Below are 25,866 nucleotides of genomic sequence, written 5' to 3' on the forward strand. Positions count from 1 at the left end.
CGAGGCTGAGGCGGAGGCGGCACGGCTCGGGATCTGGTCGACCGAGTTCGAGATGCCGTGGGACTATCGCCGGGCGCATTAGCGAAGGCGCGAGGCCGGCATTGAGCGGTTGCACGGCGATGCCTTAGGGTCTGGTCCGGGGAGCTGGGGGGCGGTCGTGCGGTTCATTCTGGTTGTTGCGGCGATGCTGGCGGCGCCGGTGGCGTCGGCAAGGGACTACGATTGCGGCGATTTCTCGACCCAGGCCGAGGCGCAGCGGGTCTACGAGGATGCCGGCCCGGGAGACCCCTATCGGCTCGATCGCGATCATGACGGGGTCGCCTGCGAAACCCTGCCCTGACGGATGCGACGGGCGCGTCCCGGCATCGGCCGGGACCGGGCTCTACTCGGCCGCGCCGGCCTCCCCGAGCCGGCAAGCCGTCTCGGCCCATTCGGGTGACGATCCCTCGCGCGAGCCCCCGCCGTTGTCCGTGGTTGCAGACCGGCCACGTGGCCCCAATGGCGCAGCTTCGAGCTAGCGGTTCAGTCTCCTTCTGGGAAATCACAGTGACAGTACCACTGACCGTTCTGCGAGAGCGTCCTACAGCCGACCACGTTGCAACGGCGATTGCTGGGTGCACATCCGCCAGCAATGAAGACGCAGCGATTATCTCTAATCTCTTCATCCTTGACTGTAATTCCTAAATCGCTTTCTATTAATGTTTTCCACTCCATTGGAGTAAGAGGCTGTAAAAACTTGCGTCCCTCTGAAGAGACTACGATCCGAAATCCATAAGGAAAGATAACACCTTGTGCGGCGTCCAAAAGTCCCGCTTCGCTTAGTGCCGCCACTACCGAATCTGGATCTACCTGGGGCATGATGTTCCCTACTAACTGGGGCGTCCTCGAAGCGTACAGTTCCCGCCTGAGTCGAAACAGTGCGATTTAAACGCGCGTGCGGAGCTGGTGCGAATGGCAAGATTGTGGCCACGCCAGACGGATCAGAACGCTTAGATCGACGAGCCACGGTCAGCCTCCTGTTTCGCAGCGATGACACCCTCGCGGATCGCAGCCAGGGCGTGCCCGGCGCGGACGCGCCGGCAACCACGAATACGGCTTCCGCTTCGCAGATCCTCCGCATTCGCGGTTGCCCCCTGCCCTCTTCCGATCCGCCGGCCGGTCGTCACCGAAACAACGGAGGCTGACATGACCCGCTACGTCCTTACCGTCCCCTACACCTTCGAGCGCAACGGCCAGACCGAGACCCGCTTCCGCCGCGTCGGCGCGATCTTCGAGAACGCCCGCCGCGAGACCGGCGAGGTCTTCCTCTCGGTGAAGCTCGACTTCCCCGTTGCCGCTACCGAACTCGTCGGCTTCCCGCCCCGGCCGGAAGACGACCCGGCCTCGGACGAGGTCACGCAGTCCTGACGGACCTCGGAGGGCGGCCGACAAGGCCGCCCTTTCCTTCGCTATGCGACGGTACGGATATACGGCAAAGCGGCAGAACGCCGATACGTCATAACGGCTGAGATCGCCAAGGCGATCGTGATGATCAACGGCCAAGACGGGAGATCGACGGGCCGAGGCCCGCTCACCCCCTCCCTGACGACTTCGCCATGCCTGACGTCCGCCCAGCATCCGGGCGCCCGCGCGTCAACCGGCAAGCGGCGGCGAGGGCCGCCGGCTCCGCCGCCCCCCGTGTCCTCGCCTCCGGCTGCGGGCCGCGCCAGGGGCGTCTCCGCCCGGTTGACCCGCGTCCGCCCGGCCGCGGGTCGGGCAGCGCCCTCCCCGCTCTGCCCACCCGGGAAATGCGGAGAGCATTTCCGGTCGGTCGACCGGGAGGCGCCGCCCAGACGGCGGGCCGAGGGCAGAAGACCCCGACCGCTCCACCACGAAGGAGACGGACATGACCGGCAAGTTCGACGCGCAGCAGGAAGTGACGGACCGCATTATCGCGGCGATCGAGGCCGGCACGCCGCCGTGGCGGAAGCCGTGGACCGGAGACCGGGGCGGCGCGGCCTTTCCGCTGCGGGCCTGCGGCGAGCCCTACCGTGGGATCAACGTCATCCTGCTCTGGCTCGAGGCCGACGCGAAGGGCTACACCTCGCCGCACTGGTTCACCTATCGGCAGGCGCAGGAGCTGGGGGCCCATGTCCGGAAGGGCGAGAAGTCGGCACCGGTGATCAAGTTCGGCACTTTCGACACCGAAAAGGCCGAGCCGGCGGGCGAGGATGCCGCGACACGCAAGGTGATGTTCACCAAGCTCTACCACGTCTTCAACGCCGACCAGATCGACGGGCTGGCGGAGGGCTACTATCGGCGGCCGGAACCGGCTCGCGACCTCGGCACCGAGCCGGACGCCGAGCTGGAGGCCTTCTTTGCGGCAACCGGTGCGGTCATCGAGACCAGCGACGACCCCCGGGCCTACTACAACCCGGTGGCCGATCGCATCCACATGCCGCCGGTTCGCACCTTCGAGTCCGCGGGCGCCTACTACGCGACCCTGGCCCACGAGGCGGCGCACTGGACCGGGCACGGCACCCGCCTCGACCGCATCAAGAAGTTCGCCGACCGGAAGGCCTATGCTTTCGAGGAGCTCGTCGCCGAGCTCGGCAACGTCATCCTTTGCACCCACCTCGGGCTCACCCCGGATTTCGAGCAGAGCGGCGCCTACGTCGAGAGCTGGCTCAAGGCGTTGAAGGAGGACAAGCGGGCGATCTTCCGTGCCGCCGCCGAGGGGCAGAAGGCGGCAGACCTGCTTCTGGCGCTTGCCGACGTCGACGAGAAGGAGGCGGCCGCATAGCGGCCTCCCCTGCCCTACTAAGAAATTTGGCCGGTTGGGCAATCTCTGGATTGCCCAACCGGCGTAGCGCCTCCGGCGCTGGCCCAAGGACCGATCCTCAGCCCTCTTCGTTCGCGGCTGGCAAGGTCGGTGCATGTCCGGCCGATACCCGTATTCCTCTCTCGAGGTATCGGGCCAGCGCGGCCATGCTGATAGCGCGTCCCAATCCGCCGGGAGTCTCCAGATCCAAAGGGTCGAGAGCCGCCTTGGCGGCAGCATAGAGCCCAGGGCTCAGCATCTTGGTAGTGTTGAGGCTGACCTTTCCGGCGGGATAGGTCGCAGGACTGATCCTCTCGCCCCGCTCCACCGCGTCGGCCAAGTCGGAAAGCGAACGAGAGAGCAGCCGTTGCAATGCGCGCTTCTCTCCCATGGATGCCGCGGCCTGGTCGAACAGCGGAAAGGCGCCCGGCTTTGGAGCCGGAACGCGTAGCTTCACCGGAACAGTTCCCTCGCTGTCCTCCGCTGGTGACCTCGTTGGCGCCGCCCTCGGAGGGCGAGCTTTCCGTGTGACAGGCTGAGGCCGCGCTTTCCTATCAGCTTGGGGTTCTGGGGCAGCCGTCGGCGGCGCGGCGGCAGGTTCCTCGGGTGCCTCTGCGGGAAGAGGCAACCCGCGCTTCATGTTGAACTCGCGCCGCTGCGCCTCGTAGCTCTTTTTCGGTTTGACGATGCCCGCCACTGCTATTCCTCCAGAGCCACGAGTACGTCTGTCGCCAGCTCGTCGGCTTCGGCCATGGCAATCTTGAAGTGCTTTGCCGAAATGCGGCTCGCTGGATCCAACTCCTTTGCACGGACGGTCAGGTGGAGCATGCCGTCCCTCTTCATGCTGGCGTAGGCATCGCGATCCCGCAGCTTGGTGGCTAACATGGGAAAGACTTCCAGCCGATCGATCTCGATCTGTCGGGACTTGTTCGGCGTGTGGGGGAGCTTCGTGACCAGCAACGCTATAAGCGTGTTGGTCCCCTCCTCCTCGATCTGGTCGTGGACAAACTCCATCGTGTTGACCGCCTCGTCGATGTCGTATGTCGTGATCGCCGTGGGGACGATGACCAGCGCCGAGTTCGCGACGACGATGCTGTTGATTTCGGACCCGCCACCGTGGGTGTCAGCGAGCATGAACTCGACCCCCTGTTTCTCGGCTTCCACGACCGCTTTCTCAAAGCTGTCGAGATCGGCTGCGAAGTAGATCTGACAGGTGTCGTCCCAGCGGCCGGCGGCTTTGGCGTAGCTGCGCCACTGCGAGATCGGGGCGTTCTCGTCGCCCTCGAGAAGGGCAACCTTGCGGCCGCGAGCCAGGAGGGCCGAGCAGAGGGCGCTCAGCGCCGTCGTCTTGCCGGCCCCTCCTTTCAACGAGACGAAACTGATCAGCTTCATTCGGTCCCTTCCACCACTTCCCAGAACCGCAATGCGGCATCACGGCGAAGCGGCAAAATTCGAAAACGCCAAAACGGCATAGCCACCGATACGCTTAAACTACCCTAGCGGCGATGCGTCAACGCGCGGATACGGCACAGCGTTGAAGCGGCGACGCGCCGTTGCGAAAAAGCGACAAACACTGAGATACGGAAAACAGCAAAGAAACGCAAAAGCGCCTGAAGGCCGGATACCCCATAAACGGCAAAGCGCGGTTAACATCAAAACGCCATAACCGCAGAACGTCATAAGTGCTATAATCAAAAAACGACGAAACGCATAAACGTGAATACCGCCGTGCGTCACTACGGCAGAGCCTTTTGGGGTCCGCGGGAGGGTCGAAGCAACGAGCGCCCCAGCGGCCCGCTGAGCCGCCGGGAGAAAGGGTTGAAAAGAGTGAGAGGGTTGGGTTAGATTGATGGCAGGATATATAAAAATGTAGAACATTTAACGATGACCCAACCCAAGGCCACCGACCGAGCCAGCAAGAGCGCCGCCAATGACGGCGCCGCCTCCGGCTGGCGCGATCGCCAGATGATCCGCGGCAAATGGCAGGATCCCGAGGCGGCGAAGAAGGAGCCGCGCGCCGATCGCACGATCTCGATCCGCCTGACCGAGGCCGAACTCGCCGAGTTCGACGCCCAGATCGCGGGCCTCGGCCTCAACCGAAACCGCGCCTTGCGGATCGCCGCTCGGCGGATCGGCGGCTTTCTGGAGGTCGACGGGGAGACGGTGGAGGCGCTGCGCTCGATCAACCGGCAGCTCGCCGGCGTCGCGACGAACATCAACCAGATCGCGCATTCGGCCAACCGGACGCACGATCCGGACTATCGCGCCTTCATGGCGCAGCGGGCCGAACTCGGCCGGATCCTGATCGAGACCCGCGGCGCGCTGCAGCGGATCCTCGACCTCGGTGCCCGGCGCGAGGACGGCCTCGGGCGGCTGAAGGCCGCGGCCGCGGCCGAGAGGGCAGGGGGGCCGGAATGAGCGTGCCGTCGGTTCCCGAACTCCTGCGACGCGGGGCGCAGGCGCCGGCCTGGGTCTCGGCGGTCGACGCGGTGATGGGCGAAGACTGGGCGCATCTCGAGCTCGGACGCGGCAGCGCCGTGCGGCTGCCGGTGGACGAGGGGCGGCGGACGGGAGCGCGGCGGCGGGCGGCGATCGGCGGGGCGCTGTCGCCGAACCCGCAGGCGCTGGTGAAGCTGATCTGCTCGGGCGGCACGGCGACGAGCGGCGCGCTGCGGGCGCAGATGGACTATCTGAGCCGGCAGGGCGACGTGCCGCTGGTGTCGTCCGAGAGCACCTTCGGAACCGAGCTCTGGGTCGGCGATGCGGCGCAGATCGCCGCTGCCTGGGGGCTGCCGGATGTTGACCGGGGCGGGGCCGACCGGACCTCGCACTTCGTGGTCAGCTTTCCCCAGGGGACCGATCCGGACGCGGCCGAGCGGGCAGGGCGGGCGTGGGCGGCGTCGCTCTTCGACAGCGGCGCCCATGGCGACCGCTGGGACTATTACACCGCCTTCCACAAGGACACGGCCTATCCGCACATCCATGTCGTCGTCGGCCGGCGCGGGCTCGACGAGGGGCAGTGGCTGCGGGTGTCGTCGCGCGGAGAGCTGACCTTCGACCGGCTGCGCGAGGTGCAGGTCGCAGTGGCGGCGCGGGAGGGGATCGCGCTGACCGGGACGACGCGGCTGTCGCGCGGGGTGCATGATCGGCCGGTGCCGGATGCCGAGTACCGTCGCGCCCGCACCGAAGGACGGGAGGCGGTGGCGCCGGCGCATACCGAGGCCTCGGCGCTCGCCACGGCGGCGGAGATCCTCGACTACGCCCGGAACTACCAGGGCGCGGCGGCATCGATCGCCGAACGGGCGCCGGAGCTTGCCGGTCGGCTGGAAGCCGCGGCGGCGACGATCCTTGCAGGCCAGGAACTTGTGGCGGAGCGCGCGGCGGCGCCGAGATTGACACCAGAGGAGGCCATGCGGATGGCGGAGACGATCGAGCAGCTGCAGGCCGAGGTGCGGCAGAACTTCGTCGAGCTCGAGGCCGACGTGCGGTCGGTCGAGAATCCGGCGAAGCGGGCGGAGTTCCTGCGCGACCTCGCCGGGCTGAAGGCCGAGGCGGCGCCGTTCATCCGCGACGATATGGGGTTGCAGGGCTACCGGGCCGAGGCGGTCCACGCGGACTACCGCGGGCTGGCGGTGCCGGCCGGCGATGCGCGGACGGCAGCGATCAAGGTCGAGGCCGACAGGGACGTGGCACGGCTCGCCGAGCGGTTCGGCTTGCAGCCCGAGGCGACGCTGGCGCGCTTCGCGGCCGGGACGGTGTCGATGGGGCTCGGGCGCGACTACCGGGCAGAGGAGCTCGCCGAGCGGGCGGCGGATCGCATGGCGCGGGGTCAGCCGGCCGAACGGGTCGACGAGGCGACGGCGCAACTCGCCGACTTCCACCGCCGTGTGGGGACGATCTACCGCGAGGCGGCCGAGCGGGTGCGCGAGATTGAACGCGAGGACCCGCGCGGCGCGCCCGACCTCGGGACGACGCGGGACGCCGTTGGTGGACGCGGGCAGGCTCGCGGCGGGGAAGGGGGCGCCAGGCCGTCGGCCGGTCGTGATGACGACGTGCCGGAAGGGCGCGGCAAGCCCGAGCGGCCGGGCCGGCGCCGCGACCGCGACGACGACGATCGGAGCCGGTGATGACGCGGCGCGGACAGGACATCCTGCTCGGCGGCGGCGTGGGGCTGATGGTCGGCATCCTGCCCGGCCTGCTCGCCGCCGGTGCCGTCGTCACCTGGCGGCTCGGCGGCGATCTGGGCGAGATCGATCTCGCGACTTATTTTCGTACGCTGCCTGCTGCGGCGCGCTGGGAGGGATTGCCGACGACAGCGGCGTTGATCGGGGTAGGGGTGGCGCTCGCCTTCGCCCTGGCCGGCATCGCGCTGCTGTGGCGACCGCAGCTGAGCCTACACGGCACGGCCCGCTGGGCCGAGCCGGGCGAGCTGCGTCGGGCCGGGCTGCTGGCGCGGCGGCTCGAGGAGGTGCGCGGGCCGATCTGGGGCAAGCTCGGATCGCCGAAGTCGCGGGCGCCGTACCTGAGCTCGGAGAAGATCGTGCATTCGCTGGTGGCGGCGCCGACCGGGGCAGGGAAGGGGGTCGGGGTCGTCATCCCGACATTGCTCACCTACCCGGGGTCGACCGTGGTGCTCGACGTCAAGGGCGAGAACTACGAGAAAACCGCGGCGCGGCGGCAGGAGCTCGGCGACCGGGTGTTCAAGTTCGCCCCCTACGCCAAGGATCGACGGACTCACCGCTACAACCCGTTCGACGAGGTGGCGGCGGCTCCGGAGCGGCGGCGGTTCTCCGAAGCGCTGCGGCTGGCGAACAGCCTCGTGGAGGCGAAGGGCAAGGGGACCGAGTCCTGGGTCGACGGTGCGCGCGAGATCTTCGCGGCGACGGCGGTGGTTGCGCACGAGCGCCGAACGCCGACGATCGCTGCGGTCTACGACCTGCTGACGGAGGCGGGAGCGCCGGGAGCGCTGCTCGAAGGGCTCGCGGCGAGCACGCAGTCCGGGGAGGCGCGGTCGGTGTTCAATCGCTTCGCCGGCCAGCCAGAGAAGGTGCTCGGCAGCTACATGTCGGTGCTCTTCGACGGTGGTCTGCGGCTCTGGGCCGACCCGGACGTCCGCGACGCGACCGCGGCAACGGATTTCTGGATCACCGACTTCCGCTCGGACCCGGCGAGCGTCTTCCTGTGCGTCAGCCAGAAGGACCTCGGCGTGCTGTCGCCGCTGATCCGACTGATGTTCCAGCAGATGTTCACACTGCTGCAGGAGACTGACCAGACCGAGAAGGATAAATTCGACGTGCTCTTCCTGCTCGACGAGTTCGCCTCGCTCGGAAAGATGCAGGAGATGGGACGGGCGATCACCACGGTGCGCTCCTCGGGCGCGCACCTGATGCTGATCGTTCAGTCGCTCGCCAACCTGCGTGAGGTGTATGGCACCGACGGTGCAGCGAACTTCATGGGCAACTGTGAGCTGCAGCTCTTCATGGCGCCGACCGATGCCGATACGCCGCGGTACGTTTCCGAGGCGATCGGCGACCAAACGCGGATGGTGCGGGTGAAGTCCTGGCGGCAGCGCGGCTGGGACGCAGCGTCGATCCAGGAGCGGCAGGAGGGAATCCGGCTGATCCGGCCGGAGCAGATCCGCATGCTGGGGCCGGATGCGGCGATCGCGTTGGTGCGGGATCAAAACCCGGTGCGGATGGCGAAGGTGCGGTACTACGAGGACCGGGGGCTCAGGGCGCTATACGAGGGGCAGAAGGGCGTCGGACCTTTCCAGGAGATCGGCGAGATGCCGGAGGCAATCCCGCCTGGGGGGGACAACGAGAAGAAAGTGGCCTCCAACAACGGACCTGAAAAGCGGGCCGAACCCTCGCTGGACTCGGGCCACGATGTCGTTGTGAAGTCAGCGATTCTAGAGACGCCGGTAGCGAAGCTTAGGATTGTCCGAGGAAAGCAGGTCGACCTCAGGCAGGCAATAGCTGTCTACCGACAAGGTCCGGAGGCTCTGAGAAAGTGACAGGGCTGACCAGACTCACCCAACCCTAAGTTGGTCAGTCCATCGTCGGAGTGTCGGAGTGACGAACTCGGCCGAAGCTCGCATTCTGGTCGTCCAGCGCGGAAGCCCTCTCGAGAGTGTGCACGTTGTGATTGCCGAAAGAGCGAGGCCTTCTGACCTGCCCCTGACCCGCCGCGCCCAGCCCGCCATCTTTTAGGCAGATGACGCCAGCTCTCAGGTGATTGACCTTCCGCTTTGAAACATCGGTCCACCGCGGCGGCGGGGAAAACCGTAGCCATGGATCTCTACCAGGTCGATATCAGCCGGCTGGGCTGCTATGCCCTCGCAGAGAATAGCCGCGCCTTCGGCGCCATTTCGGCGACCAGATGCTCAGCGATATCGGAAGGCGTCTCGCCCGGTGTCAGTGCAGCGGCGAGGAGTTGCGCCACGGCCGGTGAGGAACGCGGAGCACGGTCGCCCTGAACGTAGTCGTACCAACCCCCTCCGGTTTTCTGGCCCTTGCGACCGGCCCGGACGAGGAGGTCGCCGAGGGTCTCCGGTACGTCCTCTCCACGCCCGCGGGACCCTTCGCGCTGGAGAAACGCGATGTCGAGACCGCCTAGGTCCTGGGCTTCGAAAGGACCCATCGCGAAGCCATAGGCGCGCATTGCGGCGTCGACGCCGGCAATAGGAACGCCCTTGCGGACGAGGTCCTCGGCGGCGGCCCGGTAGCGCTTCAGGATACGGTTGCCGATGAAGCCGTCGCAGATGCCGGCTTGAACCGGAATCTTGCGGAGCCTGGCCGCGAGGGCGAAGCCCGTTGCCAGGGTCTCGGGGCTGGTGTCCGGCGTGGGCACGATCTCGAGGAGCTTCATCACGTTGGCGGGGCTGAAGAAATGAAGGCCGATGAAGCGGGCCGGGTTGGGAAGACCCTCGGCGATCGCGCGGGGATCGAGATAGGAGGTGTTGGTCGCGAGGATCGCGTCCGAGCGGCAGACGGTGCCGAGGGCGTCGAACACGGCCAGCTTGACCGAGATTTCCTCGAAGACGGCCTCGATCACGAGGTCGGTGTCGTCCAGGGCGGCGTAGTCCGTCGTCCCCTGGAGGTCGGCCATCCGAACCGCCCCGTCCGCCTCGGTGAGCCGCCCGCGCTTCACCGCCCCTTCGAAGATCCCGGCGACGTTGGCGAGGCCGCGCGCCAGCGCCTCGGCGTCGCGCTCGACGAGCGTCACCGGAATGCCGCCGTCGCGCAGGGCGGCGGCGATGCCGGCACCCATGGTGCCGCCGCCGACGACCGCGGCCGTGCGGAGGGTCTTCGGCTCGACCCCCTTGACGGAGGCGGGACGCAGGGCGGCGCGCTCGGCGAAGAAGACGTGGCGGAGGGCGGCGGCCTCATCGGCCAGCGGCACGAAGCCGGAGTTCAGCATCCGGAGGATGTCCGCGGACTCGTTGCTGACAATCGTTGCCCGCTGCTTGTCCCACAGAACCGGCACCGTCGCCCGTCCGGTGAAGGCCAGGTCCGCACGAGTGTAGATCTCGTAGAGATAGGTGGCGCCGTTCAGCTCATCACGGTCGGACCCCGGGTAGTCGCGAAGCGCCAGCCCTGGTCGGTCAGCGCCGGCTCTACGACCGAGACCGAGATCACATCGTCTAGCTTCTTCAGCTTGCGGCCGATCAACGTGCGCGAGGCCCAGGGACAGATCAGCGCGACGTAGAGGTGGTAACGCCCCGCTTCGGCTGCGAAGCCGCCCTCGCCAGTGGGCCCGGCGCTTCCGTCGGGCGTGACCCAGTTGCGGAAGCTTGAGGTCTGACGGACGAAGCCGCCCTTCTCGTCCTTGGCCTGGACCGGGTGCCACTCGGCAGTCCATTTACCATTCACCAGCATGTCTCGGTCCTCAAACGGATGTTGCGAGATACCTGCCGCGACCCAGCCATTTCGAACCGGGCCGCGGCAGGGGATGGCTGATGGTCAGGCTCAGCCGCGGCGGAGGGCGTAGGCGCCGTCGCCGAGCAGGGCCTGGACGATCAGCGCGACCACCCAGAAGGCCGGAAACTCCCAGCCACCACCCTCGTTGGAGAAGAAGAACCCGGCCGCGCCGTGCGGGGCGTAGATCGAGCCGAGCAGGACCGGCACCAGCCCCAGCGAAACCCAGCGCGTCCACACGCCGAGGATGAGCGAGATGCCGCCGAGGAGCTCGGCTGCGATGACGAGATAGGCGAGCGGCCCGGGGAAGCCGAGGCTCTCGAAGAAGCCAGCAGTGCCCGCTGGCGTGAAGACGAAGAGCTTCAGCCCGGCATGAGCTAGGAAAAGGGCGCCGGTGGAGACGCGCAGGACGAGCGCGGCGAGATCGGCGTTGCTGACGCCGGCAACGACAGACGGCCGGGCAGCATGGGAGGCGGTGGCGTAGGTCATGGTCAGGTTCCTTGCATGTGAGATGAAGTCAGGCAGCGCGCTGCCAGGTCGGGGCGATGTCGGTGCCGAGGCCGAGGCCGTAGCCGAGGGCGATGTTGAGGCCGGCGAGCGGCTCGAGGTACCGGGCAGAAGCGAGCCCGCCGGTCTCGATCGTCTCAAAGCCGGCGTTGACGGCGAGGTCGGAGACGGTCTTGCGGGCTTCGGCGTTGTCGCCGGCGACGAAAACGGTGACGGGACGGCCCGCTGCCTTGCCGCCGGCCTGAAGCACAGAGGCGAACACGGTGTTGAAGGCTTTCACCACCTTGGCACCGGGCGCGAGCTTCTGGATTTCCTCGGCCGCGCTGGTGGTATGACCGATGGTCAACGCGGAGTAGTCGGCGGTCATCGGGTTGGTGATGTCGACAAGGGTCTTGCCCGTGAGATCGCCAGCGGCGCGGATGATGTCCGCAGCGGCGTCGTAGGGCACCGCCAGCACGACCAGATCAGCCTTGCGGGCCGCTTCGGCGAGCTCCGCGCCAGTGATGCCGTTGCCAATCTTGCTGGCGACCACCTTCGCCTTCTCGGCGTCGCGCGATCCGAGGGTGACAGTGTGACTGGCCTTGGCGAAGAGCACGGCGAGGCCGGCGGCCATGTTGCCGGTGCCGAGGAGAGAAATGTTCATGTTGGTGTTCTCCTTTGAGGGGGACGCGCATCCGCGTCGTCTGTGGGGAGAACATGGACCTGTTCAGGAGGAATGATAATCCAGCCTACCTGAAGATGATTGCATCCTCAGTGGAAGAGGTCGGCTTACCGGGCTGGCTTCCGATGGGCTCGCCCGGCATGGGAATCCACCTAGCGGGCGCTTAGCGCGATCGCCAGTCTCAGATGTTGGTCTGATCGGGCGGCACCCCGTGGGGCAGCTGGGCGGCGCCATCCCCCGCTTCACAGACTACGTCGTTCATGCCCACGCCGTAGCAGCTCATCGAGAGCGATCCCATGGCGTAGCCGCGCAGCAGGGCCTGAGCATCGGTTTCCGCGGTCGCGAGCCCTGCGGTGTAGAGGAGCGGAATGAAGTGATCGGGCGTGGGAACCGCCAGATTGAAATCGGGATGCTCCAGGGACTTCAGAATGTCGGCCGGCGCCTCGGTCATCTGGCGAGCGACCATGTCGTCGAAGCGGCGGGCCCACTCGGTACCGGCGTCAGGGCGGTTCCACTCGATGCGGCCGAGGTTGTGCACGACGTTGCCACTCGACACGATCATGACGCCGCGTGCGCGCAGCTCGTTCAGCTTCGTGGCAAGCTCGATGTGATAGTCGAGCGGCTTGAGCGCGTTGATCGACAGTTGGACGACGGGAATGTCGGCTTGGGGGAAGAGGTGGGCGAGCACGCTCCAGGTGCCGTGGTCCAACCCCCATTGGTCACGGTCGGCGCCGACCCAGTGCGGCTTGACGACTTCGGCCACTTCGCCCGCCAGCTCCGGCAGGCCTGGTGCGGGATAGTCAAAGGCGAACAGCTCGTCGGGAAACCCATAGAAGTCGTGGATCGTGCGCGGCCGCGCCATCGCGGTCACGGCGGTCGCGCCGATGAACCAATGCGCCGATACCACCAGCACTGCACGCGGCTGCGGCAGCGCCCGCCCAAGCCTGCGCCATGCTCGCGTATAGCCATTGTCCTCGAGCGTGTTCATCGGGCTGCCGTGACCGACAAAAAGCGCAGGCATGATTGTCACTTCGACCTCCGTTGTGTGCCAGTAAGCTGCCGGACACGATGCCAGCGAACGTCGTCCGCCCCAGGATACCCGAAACTATCCTGCCTGCGCTCACATTCGTACCGGCAGCGGTGGCTCTCTTGGTCCCGCAGTCGGAATGCTTGCGATCGCTCGGGGAAGGCCGCTCACCAGCCAACCTCCCAGTGGGGCTGGCCACGGTACCGCGTGGCAAGGAAGTCGACCAGCACCCGCACCTTTGCCGCGAGATGACGGCTGTGCGGGTAGAGCGCGTGGACGCCGAAGGGCTCGGCGCTGAACGCGTTCAGGAGTGCGCGGACTTTCCCGGCGGCGATGGCGGGACCGGCAACGAAGCTCGGCACATAGGCGAGGCCCAGTCCGGCCTCGGCCGCGCCGAGGCACGCCTCGGCGTTCGAATAGTAGAGCCGGCCGGTCACCGGGACTGTGATGGTCTCGCCGTCCGTGCTCCGGAACGGCCAGCGACCGGGCTCGCGAAAGTTCGTGTCGATGATGCACGCGTGCCGGGGCAACTCGTCGGGTGTCGACGGCGCACCGTGCGCGGCGAGATAGGAGTTCGACCCTACGAGAACGATCCGCACGTCGCAGAGCTTACGGGCGATCAGACTTGTGTCGGTGGGGCGCCCGACGCGAACGGCGATGTCGAAGCCTTCGTCCACTAGGTTCACGACTCGGTCGGAGAAGTTGACGTCGAGCTCGATCTCGGGATAGCCCGCAGCGAAGTCGTTGAGCGCGCGCGCAAGCTCGACGGTTCCAAAGGTCAGGGGAGCCGTGAGACGCAGCCGACCGCGTGGGGTTTGTGCGACGTTCCGGATCGCCAAGTCGAGGTTGTCGATCTCGTCCAGAATGGCACGCACGCGTTCGAAATACGCCCGGCCGGCTTCGGTCTCGGACACGGCGCGCGTGGTCCGGTTCAGCAGGCGCACGCCGAGCTCGGCTTCGAGGCGGGAAACGAGCTTGGAAGCTTGTCCGGAGCTGGTGCCGAGCTTGACCGCGGCGCTGGTGAAGGAGCGGGCCTCGACCACTGCGACGAACATGCGATCACACTCAAGACGATCCATGGCTCCTCGCTCGCCGGAAGCAGTTAGTGCCCGCGCGCGTTCATTTCCCGGAGATTAGAGGAAATTGCATCCGTCGCTACCTGCCTATCAGCCAGCGCCGACGCCACGCCCACTCCTACTGAGCAAGGGGCGTGGCTTGGCCGAACCGCGATGGGGCTAAGGTCTCGCGTCGCCGGGGTCGCCATCCGACCCCGGAGCGGGCGATGCGGCGGCGGACCTTGGCGGAAAACTTCGGGGCGCACGTGGGCGATAGACGGGGATACGCCACCCGAAGCGAAGCGAGCCCGCGCGGAGTACGAAGGTGGCGACCGAGGCGGTCAGCAGCGACAGCGTTTCGGCCGTGGGAAACAGGTGGAGCATCAGGACACTCGCGAACGCGCCGACGAGACAGGCGCTGACATAGAGTTCGCCCTGACGCAGGACCAGCGGGATCTCGTTGGTGACCACGTCGCGCATCAGTCCGCCAAAGGTGCCGGTCGCGACACCCATGACCAGAATGATCGGCCAGGGGGCGCCGGCCTCGCGCGCAATCGACACGCCGGCGGCGGCCGCGACCGAAAGCGCCACCGCATCGAGCCAGACAATCGCCTGGTAGCGGGACTCGAGCCGGTGGGCGGCGAAGAACGCCAGGATCGCCGCGGCGCAGGCGACCGCGAGGTAGTGCGGGCTGCCGACCCAGAAGACCGGGTCTCGCCCGAGCACAAGATCGCGAAGTGTGCCGCCCCCGACGCCTGTCAGGCAGCCGAGAAAAAGAAATCCCACGATGTCGAGCTGGGCGCGGGATGCGACGAGACCGCCGGTCAGCGCAAAGACGAAGACGGCGATCAGGTCCAGGATTGCAGCGAGCGGCATCACTGACCACTCGGCGGGTTGGACTCCGCCCGCATCATTTCGCAGGAGCGCCTAGGCCTGGGCCCGGACAAGGGTCGCGCTGCCAAAGTCGCAGCAGCTTCGTCCTCATCATGGTCCGGCGAGATCGGCATCCAGTGGACACGTTCTCGTCGACTTCTGGGGCCTTGTAAGTCGCTCGTCCTCATGAACCTGCACATCGCAATCTACTTTCCGAAGACCACCGTGCGCGTGCTGCACAGGAGGACGCGGCGTTCGAGGTGGCTCTTCACGGCACGGGCAAGCACGCGGGATTCAGTGTCGCGGCCGATGGCGACGAGATCCTCGGCGGTATCAGCATGGCTGACCCGGGCGACGTCCTGCTCGATGATCGGACCTTCGTCGAGATCACTGGTCACGTAGTGCGAGGTGGCGCCGATCAGCTTCACGCCGCGCTGGTAGGCCTGCTTGTAGGGGTTCGCGCCCTTGAAGGCCGGCAGGAAGGAGTGGTGGATGTTGATCGCCCGGCCTGAGAGCTTGCGGGTGAGGTCGTCGGAGAGGATCTGCATGTAGCGGGCCAGGATGACGAGCTCGGCGCCGGTCTCATCGACGAGGGCGAGGAGCGCGGCTTCCTGCTGCGGCTTGGTCTCGGGCGTCACCGGCAGGTGGACGAAGCGGATGCCCTCGTGATCGGCGAAGCGACGTGCGTCCTCGTGGTTCGAGACGAGCGCGGCGACCTCTGCATGCAGCCAGCCGACGCGGATCTGGTAGAGCAGGTGCAGGAGCGCGTGGTCGAACTTCGAGACCATGGCAATCACTTTCGGCGGGCGCGCCGCGTCGACGACCTTCAGGTCGAGGCCAAGCTTTTCGGCGGTGGGGGCGAGCGCCTGCTCGACCGCCGTCGCGGTCAGCCCTTCGGGACCGAAGAATGCGACGCGCAGGAAGAAGCGATCGGTTGGCCGGTCCCAGTGCTGGTGGGTCTCGTGAATGTTGCCGCCGAGGTCGGCGATGGCCGTCGAGACGGCAGCGATGATCCCCGGCAGGGGAGCACTCGTCAGGGTCAGGATGAAAGAGGTCTCCGACACGTTCAGCACTCCGGGAGGTTGACGGCGAGCCCACCGGTGGAAGTTTCCTTGTACTTCACGCTCATGTCGCGGCCGGTCTGGCGCATGGTTTCGATGCAGGCGTCGAGCGGGACGACGTGGGTGCCGTCGCCGCGCAGCGCCAGCGAGGCGGCGGCGACGGCCTTGATGGCGCCGAGGCCGTTCCGCTCGATGCAGGGGACCTGGACCAGGCCGCGGATGGGATCGCAGGTCATGCCGAGGTGGTGCTCGAGCGCGATCTCGGCGGCGTTCTCGACCTGGGCGTTCGAGCCGCCGAGCGCGGCGCAGAGGCCGGCGGCGGCCATGGCGGCGGCCGAGCCGACCTCGCCCTGGCAGCCGACCTCGGCGCCGGAGATCGAGGCGTTGGTCTTGATGATGCCGCCGACCGCGGCGGCGGTCAGCAGGAAGTCGCGGATGCCGGCGTGGGTCGCGCCGACGCAGTGGTCGCGGTAGTAGCGGATGACTGCCGGGACGACCCCGGCGGCGCCGTTGGTCGGCGCGGTGACGACCTGGCCGCCGGCGGCGTTCTCCTCGTTGACCGCCATGGCGTAGACCGAGAGCCAGTCGTTGACGGTGTGCGGCTGGGCTAGGTTCAGGCCGCGCTCGGCGAGGAGCGCCTGGTGGATGGCGCGGGCGCGGCGGCGGACCTTGAGGCCGCCGGGCAGGGTGCCGTCGGTGGCGAGGCCGCGCTCGATGCAGGCGTCCATCACCGACCAGAGCCGGTCGAGGCCGGCGTCGAGCGGGCGGCCACCGCCGGCGGTCTCGTTGGCGCGCTTCATCGCGGCGATCGGGAGGCCGGAGGCCTCGCCCATGTCGAGCATCTCGGCAGCGGTGGCGAAGGGGTGGGGGCGGGTGACCTCGGCGTCGTCGCCCTTCATGGCCTCGGTCCGCATCTCGCGCTCGGTCAGCACGAAGCCGCCGCCGATCGAGTAGTAGGTTTCGGTGAGGTGCAGGTTGCCGGCGGCGTCGAAGGCCTTGAGCACCATGCCGTTGGCGTGGCCGGGGAGCGGCGGGCCGTAGTCGAAGACGACGCCCTTCTCGGGATCGAATTCGAGAGGCCCGATGCCAGGCACGTCGATCGTTCCGGTCTCGCGGAGGGTGCTCAGGCGGCGCTCGGCTTCGGTGGGGTCGAGGGTGTCGGGGACGAAGCCGAGCAGGCCGAGGATCACCGCGCGATCGGTGGCGTGGCCCTTGCCGGTGAAGGCGAGACTGCCGTGCAGGCTCGCCTCGAGCCGGACCGCGGCGCCCGAGCCAGGCACGCGGTCGGACCCGGCGCGCACCGCGTCTAGGAAGCGGGCGGAGGCGAGCATCGGCCCCATGGTGTGGGAGCTCGACGGGCCGACGCCGACCTTGAAGATGTCGAAGACGCTGAGGAACATGGATGTCCCCTTGCACTGGGTGGATCAGCGCCCACGTCGCTGACCTCACCGTGACGGTTTGGTCCCGCGCGGACGAACCCCGCGCGGAGAGAGCGATGTAAGTCTCAGCCCTCGTAGATCGGGTGGGCGTCGGTCAGCCTGCGCACCTCGGCCTGCACCTCGGCCTCGACTGCTGCGTCGCCTTCGGCGCCCTTCGTGGCAAGCGCATCCACGACCTTCAGCACCAGTTCGCCGACGCGGGCGAACTCGGCCTCGCCGAAGCCGCGGGTGGTGCCGGCGGAGGTGCCGAGGCGGACACCGGAGGTGACGAAGGGCTTCTCCGGGTCGAAGGGGATGGCGTTCTTGTTGCAGGTGAGGCCGGCGCGCTCGAGCGCGCGCTCAGCGTCGCGGCCCTTCACGCCCTTCGGACGGAGGTCGACCAGCACCATGTGGCAGTCGGTGCCGCCGGAGACGATGTCGAGGCCGCCCTTCTGCAGGGTCGCGGCGAGGGTCTTGGCGTTGGCGATGACGGCGGCGGCGTAGTCCTTGAACGACGGCTGCAGCGCCTCGCCGAAGGCGACGGCCTTGGCGGCGATGACGTGCATCAGGGGGCCGCCCTGGTTGCCGGGGAAGACCGCGGAGTTGAGCTTCTTCGCCAGGGCCTCGTCGTTGGTCAGGATGATGCCGCCGCGCGGGCCGCGCAGCGTCTTGTGGGTGGTCGAGGTGGTGACGTGGGCGTGGGGCACCGGGTTCGGGTAGAGGCCGGCGGCGATCAGGCCGGCGTAGTGGGCCATGTCGACCATCAGGTACGCGCCGACCTCGTCGGCGATGGCGCGGAAGCCGGCGAAGTCGATCTCGCGCGGGTAGGCGGAGGCGCCGGCGATGATCAGCTTCGGCTTCGTCTCGAGGGCGCGCTCGCGCACCGCGTCCATGTCGATCAGCTGGTCCTGCTCGCGGACCTCGTAGCTGACGACGTCGAACCACTTGCCGGACATGGTGACCGGCGAGCCGTGGGTGAGGTGGCCGCCGTGGGCGAGGTTCATGCCCATGATGCGGTCGCCGGGCTGGAGCAGGGCGAGGAACACCGCCTGGTTGGCCTGGGCGCCCGAGTGCGGCTGGACGTTGGCGTAGGCGGCGCCGAAGAGCTGCTTGACGCGGTCGATGGCGATGGTCTCGACCTCGTCTACGAACTCGCAGCCGCCGTAGTAGCGCTTGCCGGGGTAGCCCTCGGCGTACTTGTTGGTCAGCACCGAGCCCTGGGCGATCAGCACGTCGCGGGAAACGATGTTCTCGGACGCGATGAGCTCGATCTGGTGCTGCTGGCGGCCGAGCTCGCGGCCGATGGCGGCGGCGACGGCCTCGTCGGCGAGGCGGGGGGTGGTGGTGTCGAGCATGAAGCGTTTCCTTGTTTTCTCAGAGGCCGGCGGCAAGCTCGCGCTGGGCGAGGTCGAGGAGGGCGCGGACGTGGGAGGCGAAAGAGCGCCAGACAGTCAGGTGGAAGCGGTCGTCGGTCTCGCGGGTCAGCACGACCTGCGCGGTGTCGAAAACGGTGCGGGCGCCCGAGCCGACGGGCATCCGCGCGAGGTCGCGCGGGCAGCCGGTGGCGAGCAGGTCGAGGACCGCCGGGCCTTCGAGGGCGTAGGTGATCTCGCGGTCGGAGACCTCGACGGCGCTGTGCGGCGCCGAGATGCCGGCGAGCGTCGCGAGGACGGCGGCGCGGTCGGCCTCGGGGGCCTCGATCAGCCACTCGTCGGGGCCGAGGCATAGCGCGGTGCGGGAGCCGTCGGCGCTGCGGGCGCCGACCTCAGTGGGCAGCGAGAGGCCGGGCACCGTGGCGGGGTCGGCGAGGCGGAGCGCGATCCGGGTGGTCGGCGCCAGCTCCGTGATCGTGACGCCGGCGGCAAGTGTGGAAGTCATGGCGTTCATCCTGTCCTCCATCGTCAGGCGCTGATGCGGGTATTTTCGGGGTCGTAGAAGACCGTGCTCTTCACCACCTTCGCGGTGATCGTGCGGTCGGGCATCGGCACGTGCAGCGTCTGGCCGTCGCGGTCACGGCCGTCGACGACCACCGCCATGGCGATCGACCGGCCGAGCGCGTCGCTCCAGTAGGACGAGGTGACGTGGCCGAGCATGGTCATCGGCTTCGGCTGGCTTGGGTCGGCGACGATCTGCGCGCCTTCCTGCAGCACGACCTTCGGATCGTCGGTCAGGAGGCCTACGAGCTGCTTGCGGCCTTTCGCCACCATGTCGGGGCGGGCGAGCGAGCGCTTGCCGACGAAGTCGCGCTTGGCCTTGCCGATCGCCCAAGTGAGGCCGGCGTCGTCCGGGGTCAGCGTGCCGTCGGTGTCCTGGCCGACGATGATGTAGCCCTTCTCGGCGCGCAACACGTGCATGGTCTCGGTGCCGTAGGGGCAGATGTCGTACTGCTGGCCGGCCGCCATCAGCTTCTCCCAGAGGGCGAGGCCATGGCGCGCGGGGACGTTCACCTCGAAGCCGAGCTCGCCGGTGAAGGAGATGCGGAAGAGGCGGGCCGGGAAGCCGGCGACGGTGCATTCGGCGACGGCCATGTGCGGGAAGGCCTCCGCCGAGATGTCGATGCCCTCGACGAAGGGCTCCAGCAGCTTGCGGGCGTTCGGGCCCTGGAGGGCAATGGTCGCCCACTGCTCGGTGGTCGAGGTGAGCCAGACCTTCAGGTCCGGCCACTCGGTCTGCAGGTAGTCCTCCATCATGTTGAGGACGCGCGCCGCCCCCCCGGTGGTGGTGGTGACGTGGAAGCGGTCGGCGGACAGCCGGCCGATGACGCCGTCGTCGCGGATGAAGCCGTCCTCGCCGAGGAGGAGGCCGTAGCGGCAGCGCCCGACCCCGAGCTTTGCCCAGGGGTTGGTGTACATCCGCTCCATGAAGGTGACGGCGTCGCGGCCTGTGACCTCGATCTTGCCTAAGGTGGATGCGTCGAAGATGCCGACCGAGGCGCGGGCGGCGCGGCACTCGCGCGAGACCGCGGCGTGCATGTCCTCGCCCGGCTTCGGGAAGTACCAGGCGCGGCGCCAGAGGGCGACCGGCTCGAAGGCGGCGCCGTTGGCCTCGGCCCAGCCGTCGATCGGGGTCCTGCGGGTGACCTCGAAGGTCGCGTCCTTGTGGTAGCCGGCGAAGGTGCCGAACGTGGTGGGCGAGTACGGCGGGCGGAAGGTGGTCAGTCCGACCTGCGGCGGCGCCTTGCCAAGGGCGTCGGAGGCGATCATCAGGCCGTTGACGTTCGACATCTTGCCCTGGTCGGTCGCCATGCCGTTGGTGGTGTAGCGCTTCACGTGCTCGATCGAGCGCATCCCCTCGCGGACCGCGAGGCGGATGTCCTTGGCGGTGACGTCGTTCTGGAAGTCGATGAAGGCCTTGGCCTTGCCCGGGTCCTTGTCGGTTGGCAGCTCCTTGCAGGTGACGCCCGAGCCGGTGCGGTCGGCGGTGACCGTGTGGGTCTGCGCGGTCGCATCGTGGCCCGCGTCGCGGGCAGCAGTGGCGCCGGCGGTGGCGCCATCCTCGAGGGTGCTGGCGATGCCCCAGAGGCCGCGGCCCGCGCCAGCGATCTGCACCGCCTCGGTCTTCTTGCCCGGCAGGTAGACCTGCAGCGCCTCGTCCCACGCGAGCTTGCTCTGCGTGTGGCTGAAGAGGTGGAGGCAGGGTGTCCAGCCGCCACACATCAGCACGGCGTCGCAGCCGATGTCGCGCGGCGCGCCGGGCTTGCCACCCTCCATGCGGTTGACGCGGAGGGACTTCACCCGCAGCCGGCCGGAGGTGCCGGTGACGGTGCGGCCGAGCAGCACTTCGATGCCGAGGGCGCGGGCGCGGTCGGTGAGGGCTGTGTCAACCGCCGGGCGAACGTCGACGATGGCCACGGGCTTCGCCCCGGCGTCGGCGAGGTCGAAGGCGGCGTGCCAGGCGCTGTCGTGGGCGGTGACGATGGCCGGGCGGTCGCCGACCTTGACGCCGAAGCGGTTGAGATAGGTCTGGGCGGCGCCGGCGAGCATCACCCCGGGGCGGTCGTTGCCGTCGAAGACCAGCGGCTTCTCGAGCGCGCCCTGGGCGAGGACGACCTCCCTGGCGCGGACCTTCCACATCCGCTCGCGCGGGGCGTCGGAGGGGGCGGTGTCGAGGTGGTCGGTCAGGCGCTGGGCGAGACCGACGAGGTTCTGGTGGTAGTAGCCGATCGCCGTCGTCCGGGTCATGACGGTGACGTTCGGCAGGCCAGCGAGTTCGGCAAGCGCCTGGGCGAGCCAGTCCCAGGCGGGCTTGCCGTCGATGACGACCGAGGGCTCGGAGAGCAGCGTGCCGCCCGGTTCGGCATTCTCGTCGACGAGCATAACCGAGGCGCCCGCGCGGCCGGCGGCGAGCGCGGCGGCGAGGCCGGCGGGGCCGGCGCCGACGACGAGCACGTCGGTGTGGTGGAAGCGGCTGGCGTAGGTGTCGGCATCGGACTCGGTCGGCGAGACGCCGAGGCCGGCGGCGTTGCGGATGATCGGCTCGTAGACCCGGTCCCAGAACGAGCGCGGCCACATGAAGGTCTTGTAGTAGAAGCCGGCCGAGAACAGCGAGCCCATGTTGTCGTTGATCGCGCCCATGTCGAAGGCGAGGCTTGGCCAGCGGTTCTGGCTAGTCGCCTCGAGACCGGCGCGCAGCTCCTGGATCGTCGCTCGGGTGTTCGGCTCGAAGCGGCCGGGGCCGCGGCGCGTGCCCATTAGCGCGTTCGGCTCGTCGGAGCCGGCGGAGACGACGCCGCGCGGGCGGTGGTACTTGAAGGAGCGGCCCATCAGGTGGACGCCGTTGGCGAGCAGCGCCGAGGCGAGGGTGTCGCCGGCGAGGCCCTGGTAGGACTTGCCGTCGAACGTGAAGCGGACGGACTTGCGATGGTCGACACGGCCGCGGTTGGGGAGGCGGTAGCTGGTCATTTGGCGTCTCCTGTCGGGCTGGCGAGGAGGGCGTCGGCGTCCGGGCGGGGCTCGCCAGCCTTGTAGGTGGCGAGGAACTTGTCGCCGACGGTCTCGCGGGCGGCGTTGAAGAAGCGGGCGCAGCCGTTCAGGTGTCGCCAGCGCTCGAAGTGGACGCCCTTCGGGTTCGAGCGGATGAAGAGGAAGTCGCGCCACTCCTCGTCGCTGAGCGCCGCGGGATCGGCCGGGCGGGCGATGTGGGCCTCGCCGGCGTAGGCGAACTCGAGCTCGGGAAGGTCCTGCTCGCAGTAGGGGCAATAGATTAGAAGCATGGTCGGATCCTCAGTGCGCGACGGCGGCGGCGGCGGCTTCGTCGATCAGCCGGCCGGTGGTGAAGCGCTCGAGCGTGAACGGGGCGTTGATCGGGTGCGGCTCGTCCTTCGCGACCGTATGGGCGAGCACGTGGGCGGCGCCCGGCGTTGCCTTGAAGCCGCCGGTGCCCCAGCCGCAGTTGACGTAGAGGCCTGGCACCGGGGTTTTGCCAAGGATCGCCGAACGGTCCGGAGTCACGTCGACGATGCCGCCCCACTTCCGGAGCATTCGCATCCGGCGGAAGATCGGGAAGATCTCGCAGATCGCCGCCAGTGTGTGCTCGATCAGCGGCAGGCCGCCGCGCTGGGAGTAGCTGACGTACTGGTCGGTGCCCGAGCCGATGACGAGCTCGCCCTTGTCGGACTGGCTGATGTAGGCGTGCACCGAGTTCGACATCACGACGCACGGGAAGATCGGCTTGATCGGCTCGGAGACCAGCGCCTGCAGCGGGTAGGACTCGAGCGGCAGGCGAACGCCCGCGGTCTCCATCACCACCGAGGTGTGGCCCGCCGCGGAGACCGCGACCTTTTTCGCGGCGATGAAGCCCTTCGCGGTCTCGACGCCGGTGACGCGGCCGTCCGGGCCGCGGCGGATCGCAGTCACCGGGCAGTTCTGGATGATGTCGACGCCGCGGGCGGCGGCGCCGCGGGCGTAGCCCCAGGCGACGGCGTCGTGGCGGGCGGTGCCGGCGCGGCGCTGCAGCGCGGCGCCCATCACCGGGTAGCGGGCGTTCGGATTGATGTCGAGCGGCGGGCAGAAGAGCTTCGCCTCCTTCGCCGACAGCCATTGGTTGTCGACGCCGTTCAGCCGGTTCGAATGGACGTGGCGCTGGAAGGACTGCACGTCGTGGACGTTGTGGGCGAGCATCAGCACGCCGCGCTTCGAGAACATGACGTTGTAGTTGAGGTCCTGGGAGAGGTTCTCCCAGAGGTCGAGGGCATGGTCGTAGAGCCGGGCGCTCTCGTCGTAGAGGTAGTTGGAGCGGATGATCGTGGTGTTGCGGCCGGTGTTGCCGCCGCCGAGCCAGCCCTTGTCGATCACCGCGACGTTGGTGATGCCGTGCTCCTTCGCGAGGTAGTAGGCGGCGCCGAGGCCGTGGCCACCGGCGCCGACGATCACCACGTCGTAGGCGGCCTTCGGCTCGCGATCGGGCCACTGCGGCGTCCAGTTCTTCTGGCCGGTCAGCGCGCCCTTGACGACCTGGGCGAAGGAAAAGTGCGTCATTGCGAACCCTTTCTGAATTGTCCCGCTTCTACAGCGGATCGATTCGGCGACCCAGATCGCCAACGAGACCAGCTTCCGCGACCTGCCGCACGTGATCAGGGTCTTTCGGACGGGCGACCCGGGAAGGTCGCCCGCTCCGGTGTTGATCGCCGCTCAGGCTGGCGCCGCCGTCGCGTTCGGCACGAAGATCTACTCGTGCACGTTGTGGGTGCCGCTCGACACTATGTGCCGCACCGGCAGATCGCGGGAGCCGAGAGCCTCGTTCACTTCGTCCTCGTGCAGCCAGACCGAACGCCCGTCCGGGTGAGTGGCGATCACGACGCGATCGGGTCTGAACGCAACCACGGCCTCCTGAAGGGCCACGAGCGGTCGGTAGTCGCCCAAGGCACCCGTGGCCTTCAAGCCCTTCGCGCGCAGCGCAGCCAGCGTGCTGTCGAGGCGCTCCTGCGCGGCCTTGACCGTCGCCTGCCATACCCAGACGGCGCCGGCGTGCTCGGTCTGGTGGGTGTCCACTGGGTTTGCGGGCACACAGACGAAGTATTCCGCCTTGTCGGACCGATCCATCTGGTGCAACTCGCGGAGCAACTCGGGAGCACCGACGGTCTCGTTGGCGAGCACCAGCACGCGGGAGGCGCCGGGAACGGCAGGCGCATCGTGGAACTCGCCGAGGCGGTTCTGGCGCCACTTGTTTGCGGCGAAGCCGACCAGCACGACGCCCCAGGCGAGCAGGCTGAGCAGGAGCTGCGAGCGAGTGGCCTCGCCCATGTACATGCCGACTAGAATCGCCAGCATGGCGACGATGGCGGCGATGGTCAGGTACGGGAACAGCCACATCTTCAGGCGCAGCCTTGCCGGGTCGGTACGCCGGCGTAGCACCAGCTGCGAAACGGCGATTAGCCCGTAGACGAAGAGGATGACCGCACCCGAGGAGTTCAGGAGGAACAGGAAGACACCCGTGGGCGAGATCGCGGCCGCGATCACGCAGAGGAAGCCCACGACCGTCGAGGCGAGGATCGCGTTCGCCGGCACGCCCTTCTTGCTGACGTTGACCAGGCGGGCAGGGGCCTCACGTCGGCCCGCGAGCACGAAGAGCATGCGCGAGGCGGTATAGAGGCCGGAGTTCAGGCACGACAGCACCGCTGTCAGCACCACCGCGTTCATCACGTGGTCGGCATAGGGCAGGCCCATGGCCTTGAAGGCGGCGACGAAGGGGCCGGCGTGCACATCCTCGTTGTTCCACGGCATCATGACCACGAGCAGGAAGACCGAGCCGACGAAGAAGGTCATCAAGCGAACGATTACCGAGTTCATCGCCTTGGTGACGGCGCGCTCGGGGTTCTCGGATTCCGCCGCCGCGATGGTCGCGACCTCGGCGCCGACCATCGAGAAGATGACGATGACGATGCTGGAGAAGATCGCCGGAATCCCGTGGGGGAAGAAACCACCGTGCGCCCAGAGGTTGCTGAAGTCCATCGATCTGCCGGGCCAGAACCCGAGGACGAAGAGGGAGGCGAGGGTCAGGAAGACCACGATGGCGCCCACCTTGATGCCGGCGAACCAGTACTCGAACTCGCCGAAGGAGGAGACCGAGAACAGGTTGGTGGCGGTCATCGCCACCATCAGGATGAGCGAGAGCAGCCAGAGCGGCGAGTCGATCCAGTACTGGAGCACCTGCGCCCCGGCGACTGCCTCGAACCCGACCACGATCACCCAGAAATACCAGTAGAGCCATCCGACGGAGAACCCGGCCCAGTCGCCGAGCGCGTCGCGGGCGTAGTCGGCGAAGGAGCCGGTGGACGGGCGCGCGACCGCCATCTCGGCGAGCATCCGCATCACCAGCACGATGATGGCGCCGGTCAGCGCGGAGGTCACGAAGGCAGCCGGACCGGTGGTCTTGATGAGGGTGCCCGAGCCGATGAACAGTCCGGCGCCGATGGCGCCGCCCAGGGCGATCATCGTCACATGGCGCTGCTTGAGACCCTTGTGGAGCTCTACGGGCGGGTTCACGCGCGAGCCCCCGGTGCGGTTCTGCCTGCGAGGGCAGCTGCAATGCAGAAAGCCGCCGCCCCAGC

Annotated in this window: 22 protein-coding genes and 1 pseudogene; 6 read left to right on the forward strand and 17 right to left on the reverse strand. The window is 68.1% G+C overall.

Going from position 1 to position 25,866, the window contains the following annotated elements:
• Window positions 1-157: 157 nt before the first annotated feature.
• The 3 genes from HNP73_RS21740 to HNP73_RS21750 all read left to right on the forward strand — a co-directional run bounded on the left by HNP73_RS21740 (window position 158) and on the right by HNP73_RS21750 (window position 2,782).
• Window positions 158-340, forward strand: a complete 183-nt coding sequence (locus HNP73_RS21740; RefSeq protein ID WP_221289003.1) for an excalibur calcium-binding domain-containing protein — start codon at window positions 158-160, stop codon at window positions 338-340.
• Between the two features lie 845 nt (window positions 341-1,185).
• Window positions 1,186-1,407 (forward strand): hypothetical protein, encoded by a 222-nt coding sequence (locus tag HNP73_RS21745; protein ID WP_184155166.1) that lies wholly within the window; start codon window positions 1,186-1,188, stop codon window positions 1,405-1,407.
• A gap of 478 nt (window positions 1,408-1,885) precedes the next feature.
• Entirely contained in the window at window positions 1,886-2,782 is an 897-nt protein-coding gene (locus HNP73_RS21750) for an ArdC family protein (protein WP_184155169.1), read from the forward strand.
• A 97-nt stretch (window positions 2,783-2,879) separates the two neighbouring features.
• On the opposite strand, the gene HNP73_RS21755 is transcribed toward HNP73_RS21750, so the two are convergent.
• Window positions 2,880-3,440: a VirC2 family conjugal transfer protein gene (locus HNP73_RS21755; protein ID WP_246400031.1), complete on the reverse strand. Its 561-nt coding sequence runs from the start codon at window positions 3,438-3,440 to the stop codon at window positions 2,880-2,882.
• A 59-nt stretch (window positions 3,441-3,499) separates the two neighbouring features.
• Entirely contained in the window at window positions 3,500-4,192 is a 693-nt protein-coding gene (locus tag HNP73_RS21760; RefSeq protein WP_184155175.1) for a nucleotide-binding protein, read from the reverse strand.
• A 492-nt stretch (window positions 4,193-4,684) separates the two neighbouring features.
• Between HNP73_RS21760 and HNP73_RS21765 the strand changes: the two genes are divergently transcribed.
• Genes HNP73_RS21765 through HNP73_RS21775 form a run of 3 tightly spaced genes read left to right on the forward strand, consistent with a single transcriptional unit; the run spans window position 4,685 to window position 8,813 of the window.
• Window positions 4,685-5,218, forward strand: a complete 534-nt coding sequence (locus tag HNP73_RS21765; protein ID WP_246400029.1) for a DNA mobilization endonuclease VirD1/MobC family subunit — start codon at window positions 4,685-4,687, stop codon at window positions 5,216-5,218.
• A complete protein-coding gene (locus HNP73_RS21770) occupies window positions 5,215-6,927 on the forward strand; it encodes a relaxase/mobilization nuclease domain-containing protein (RefSeq protein ID WP_184155178.1) in 1,713 nt (570 codons plus the stop codon). Before HNP73_RS21765 ends, HNP73_RS21770 begins: the two co-directional genes overlap by 4 nt.
• Window positions 6,927-8,813: a type IV secretory system conjugative DNA transfer family protein gene (locus HNP73_RS21775; RefSeq protein ID WP_184155181.1), complete on the forward strand. Its 1,887-nt coding sequence runs from the start codon at window positions 6,927-6,929 to the stop codon at window positions 8,811-8,813. Before HNP73_RS21770 ends, HNP73_RS21775 begins: the two co-directional genes overlap by 1 nt.
• 213 nt (window positions 8,814-9,026) lie before the next feature.
• Here HNP73_RS21775 and HNP73_RS21780 read toward each other — a convergent pair.
• The 15 genes and pseudogenes from HNP73_RS21780 to HNP73_RS21850 form a co-directional block, all read right to left on the reverse strand.
• Window positions 9,027-10,192: pseudogene (locus HNP73_RS21780) on the reverse strand (3-hydroxyacyl-CoA dehydrogenase family protein); the annotation flags it as partial.
• A 158-nt stretch (window positions 10,193-10,350) separates the two neighbouring features.
• A complete protein-coding gene (locus HNP73_RS23545) occupies window positions 10,351-10,677 on the reverse strand; it encodes a glutathione S-transferase family protein (protein ID WP_184155324.1) in 327 nt (108 codons plus the stop codon).
• Between the two features lie 90 nt (window positions 10,678-10,767).
• The gene (locus tag HNP73_RS21790) at window positions 10,768-11,205 is read right to left on the reverse strand and encodes a DoxX family protein (protein WP_184155184.1); all 438 of its coding nucleotides are present in this window, start codon (window positions 11,203-11,205) and stop codon (window positions 10,768-10,770) included.
• 28 nt (window positions 11,206-11,233) lie between these two features.
• Complete coding sequence (locus tag HNP73_RS21795) at window positions 11,234-11,866, reverse strand: NADPH-dependent F420 reductase (RefSeq protein ID WP_184155187.1); 633 nt, start codon at window positions 11,864-11,866, stop codon at window positions 11,234-11,236.
• Window positions 11,867-12,065: 199 nt separating this feature from the next.
• Window positions 12,066-12,905 carry a 4,5-DOPA-extradiol-dioxygenase gene (gene ygiD / locus HNP73_RS21800; protein ID WP_184155190.1) on the reverse strand — a complete coding sequence of 280 codons (840 nt, stop codon included), beginning with the start codon at window positions 12,903-12,905 and terminating at the stop codon, window positions 12,066-12,068.
• A 173-nt stretch (window positions 12,906-13,078) separates the two neighbouring features.
• A complete protein-coding gene (locus HNP73_RS21805; RefSeq protein ID WP_184155193.1) occupies window positions 13,079-13,990 on the reverse strand; it encodes a LysR family transcriptional regulator in 912 nt (303 codons plus the stop codon).
• Window positions 13,991-14,146: 156 nt separating this feature from the next.
• Window positions 14,147-14,842: a trimeric intracellular cation channel family protein gene (locus HNP73_RS21810; RefSeq protein WP_184155196.1), complete on the reverse strand. Its 696-nt coding sequence runs from the start codon at window positions 14,840-14,842 to the stop codon at window positions 14,147-14,149.
• Between the two features lie 203 nt (window positions 14,843-15,045).
• Entirely contained in the window at window positions 15,046-15,903 is an 858-nt protein-coding gene (purU, locus tag HNP73_RS21815; RefSeq protein WP_184155199.1) for a formyltetrahydrofolate deformylase, read from the reverse strand.
• A gap of 2 nt (window positions 15,904-15,905) precedes the next feature.
• Window positions 15,906-17,300, reverse strand: a complete 1,395-nt coding sequence (locus HNP73_RS21820; RefSeq protein WP_184155202.1) for an L-serine ammonia-lyase — start codon at window positions 17,298-17,300, stop codon at window positions 15,906-15,908.
• 104 nt (window positions 17,301-17,404) lie between these two features.
• A complete protein-coding gene (gene glyA / locus HNP73_RS21825) occupies window positions 17,405-18,673 on the reverse strand; it encodes a serine hydroxymethyltransferase (protein WP_184155205.1) in 1,269 nt (422 codons plus the stop codon).
• Between the two features lie 19 nt (window positions 18,674-18,692).
• On the reverse strand, window positions 18,693-19,196 hold the full coding sequence (locus tag HNP73_RS21830) for a sarcosine oxidase subunit gamma (protein ID WP_246400030.1): 504 nt from the start codon (window positions 19,194-19,196) through the stop codon (window positions 18,693-18,695).
• A 23-nt stretch (window positions 19,197-19,219) separates the two neighbouring features.
• The gene (locus HNP73_RS21835; RefSeq protein ID WP_184155211.1) at window positions 19,220-22,219 is read right to left on the reverse strand and encodes a sarcosine oxidase subunit alpha; all 3,000 of its coding nucleotides are present in this window, start codon (window positions 22,217-22,219) and stop codon (window positions 19,220-19,222) included.
• Window positions 22,216-22,530 (reverse strand): sarcosine oxidase subunit delta, encoded by a 315-nt coding sequence (locus HNP73_RS21840; RefSeq protein ID WP_184155213.1) that lies wholly within the window; start codon window positions 22,528-22,530, stop codon window positions 22,216-22,218. The genes HNP73_RS21835 and HNP73_RS21840 overlap by 4 nt, the downstream gene beginning before the upstream one ends.
• A gap of 10 nt (window positions 22,531-22,540) precedes the next feature.
• Window positions 22,541-23,794, reverse strand: coding sequence for a sarcosine oxidase subunit beta family protein (locus tag HNP73_RS21845; protein ID WP_184155216.1), 1,254 nt, complete (start codon window positions 23,792-23,794; stop codon window positions 22,541-22,543).
• 189 nt (window positions 23,795-23,983) lie between these two features.
• On the reverse strand, window positions 23,984-25,801 hold the full coding sequence (locus tag HNP73_RS21850; protein ID WP_221289005.1) for an amino acid permease: 1,818 nt from the start codon (window positions 25,799-25,801) through the stop codon (window positions 23,984-23,986).
• Window positions 25,802-25,866 lie beyond the last annotated feature (65 nt).

This window comes from Amaricoccus macauensis (assembly GCF_014201905.1).
In the GTDB taxonomy this organism is placed as follows: Bacteria; Pseudomonadota; Alphaproteobacteria; order Rhodobacterales; family Rhodobacteraceae; genus Amaricoccus; species Amaricoccus macauensis.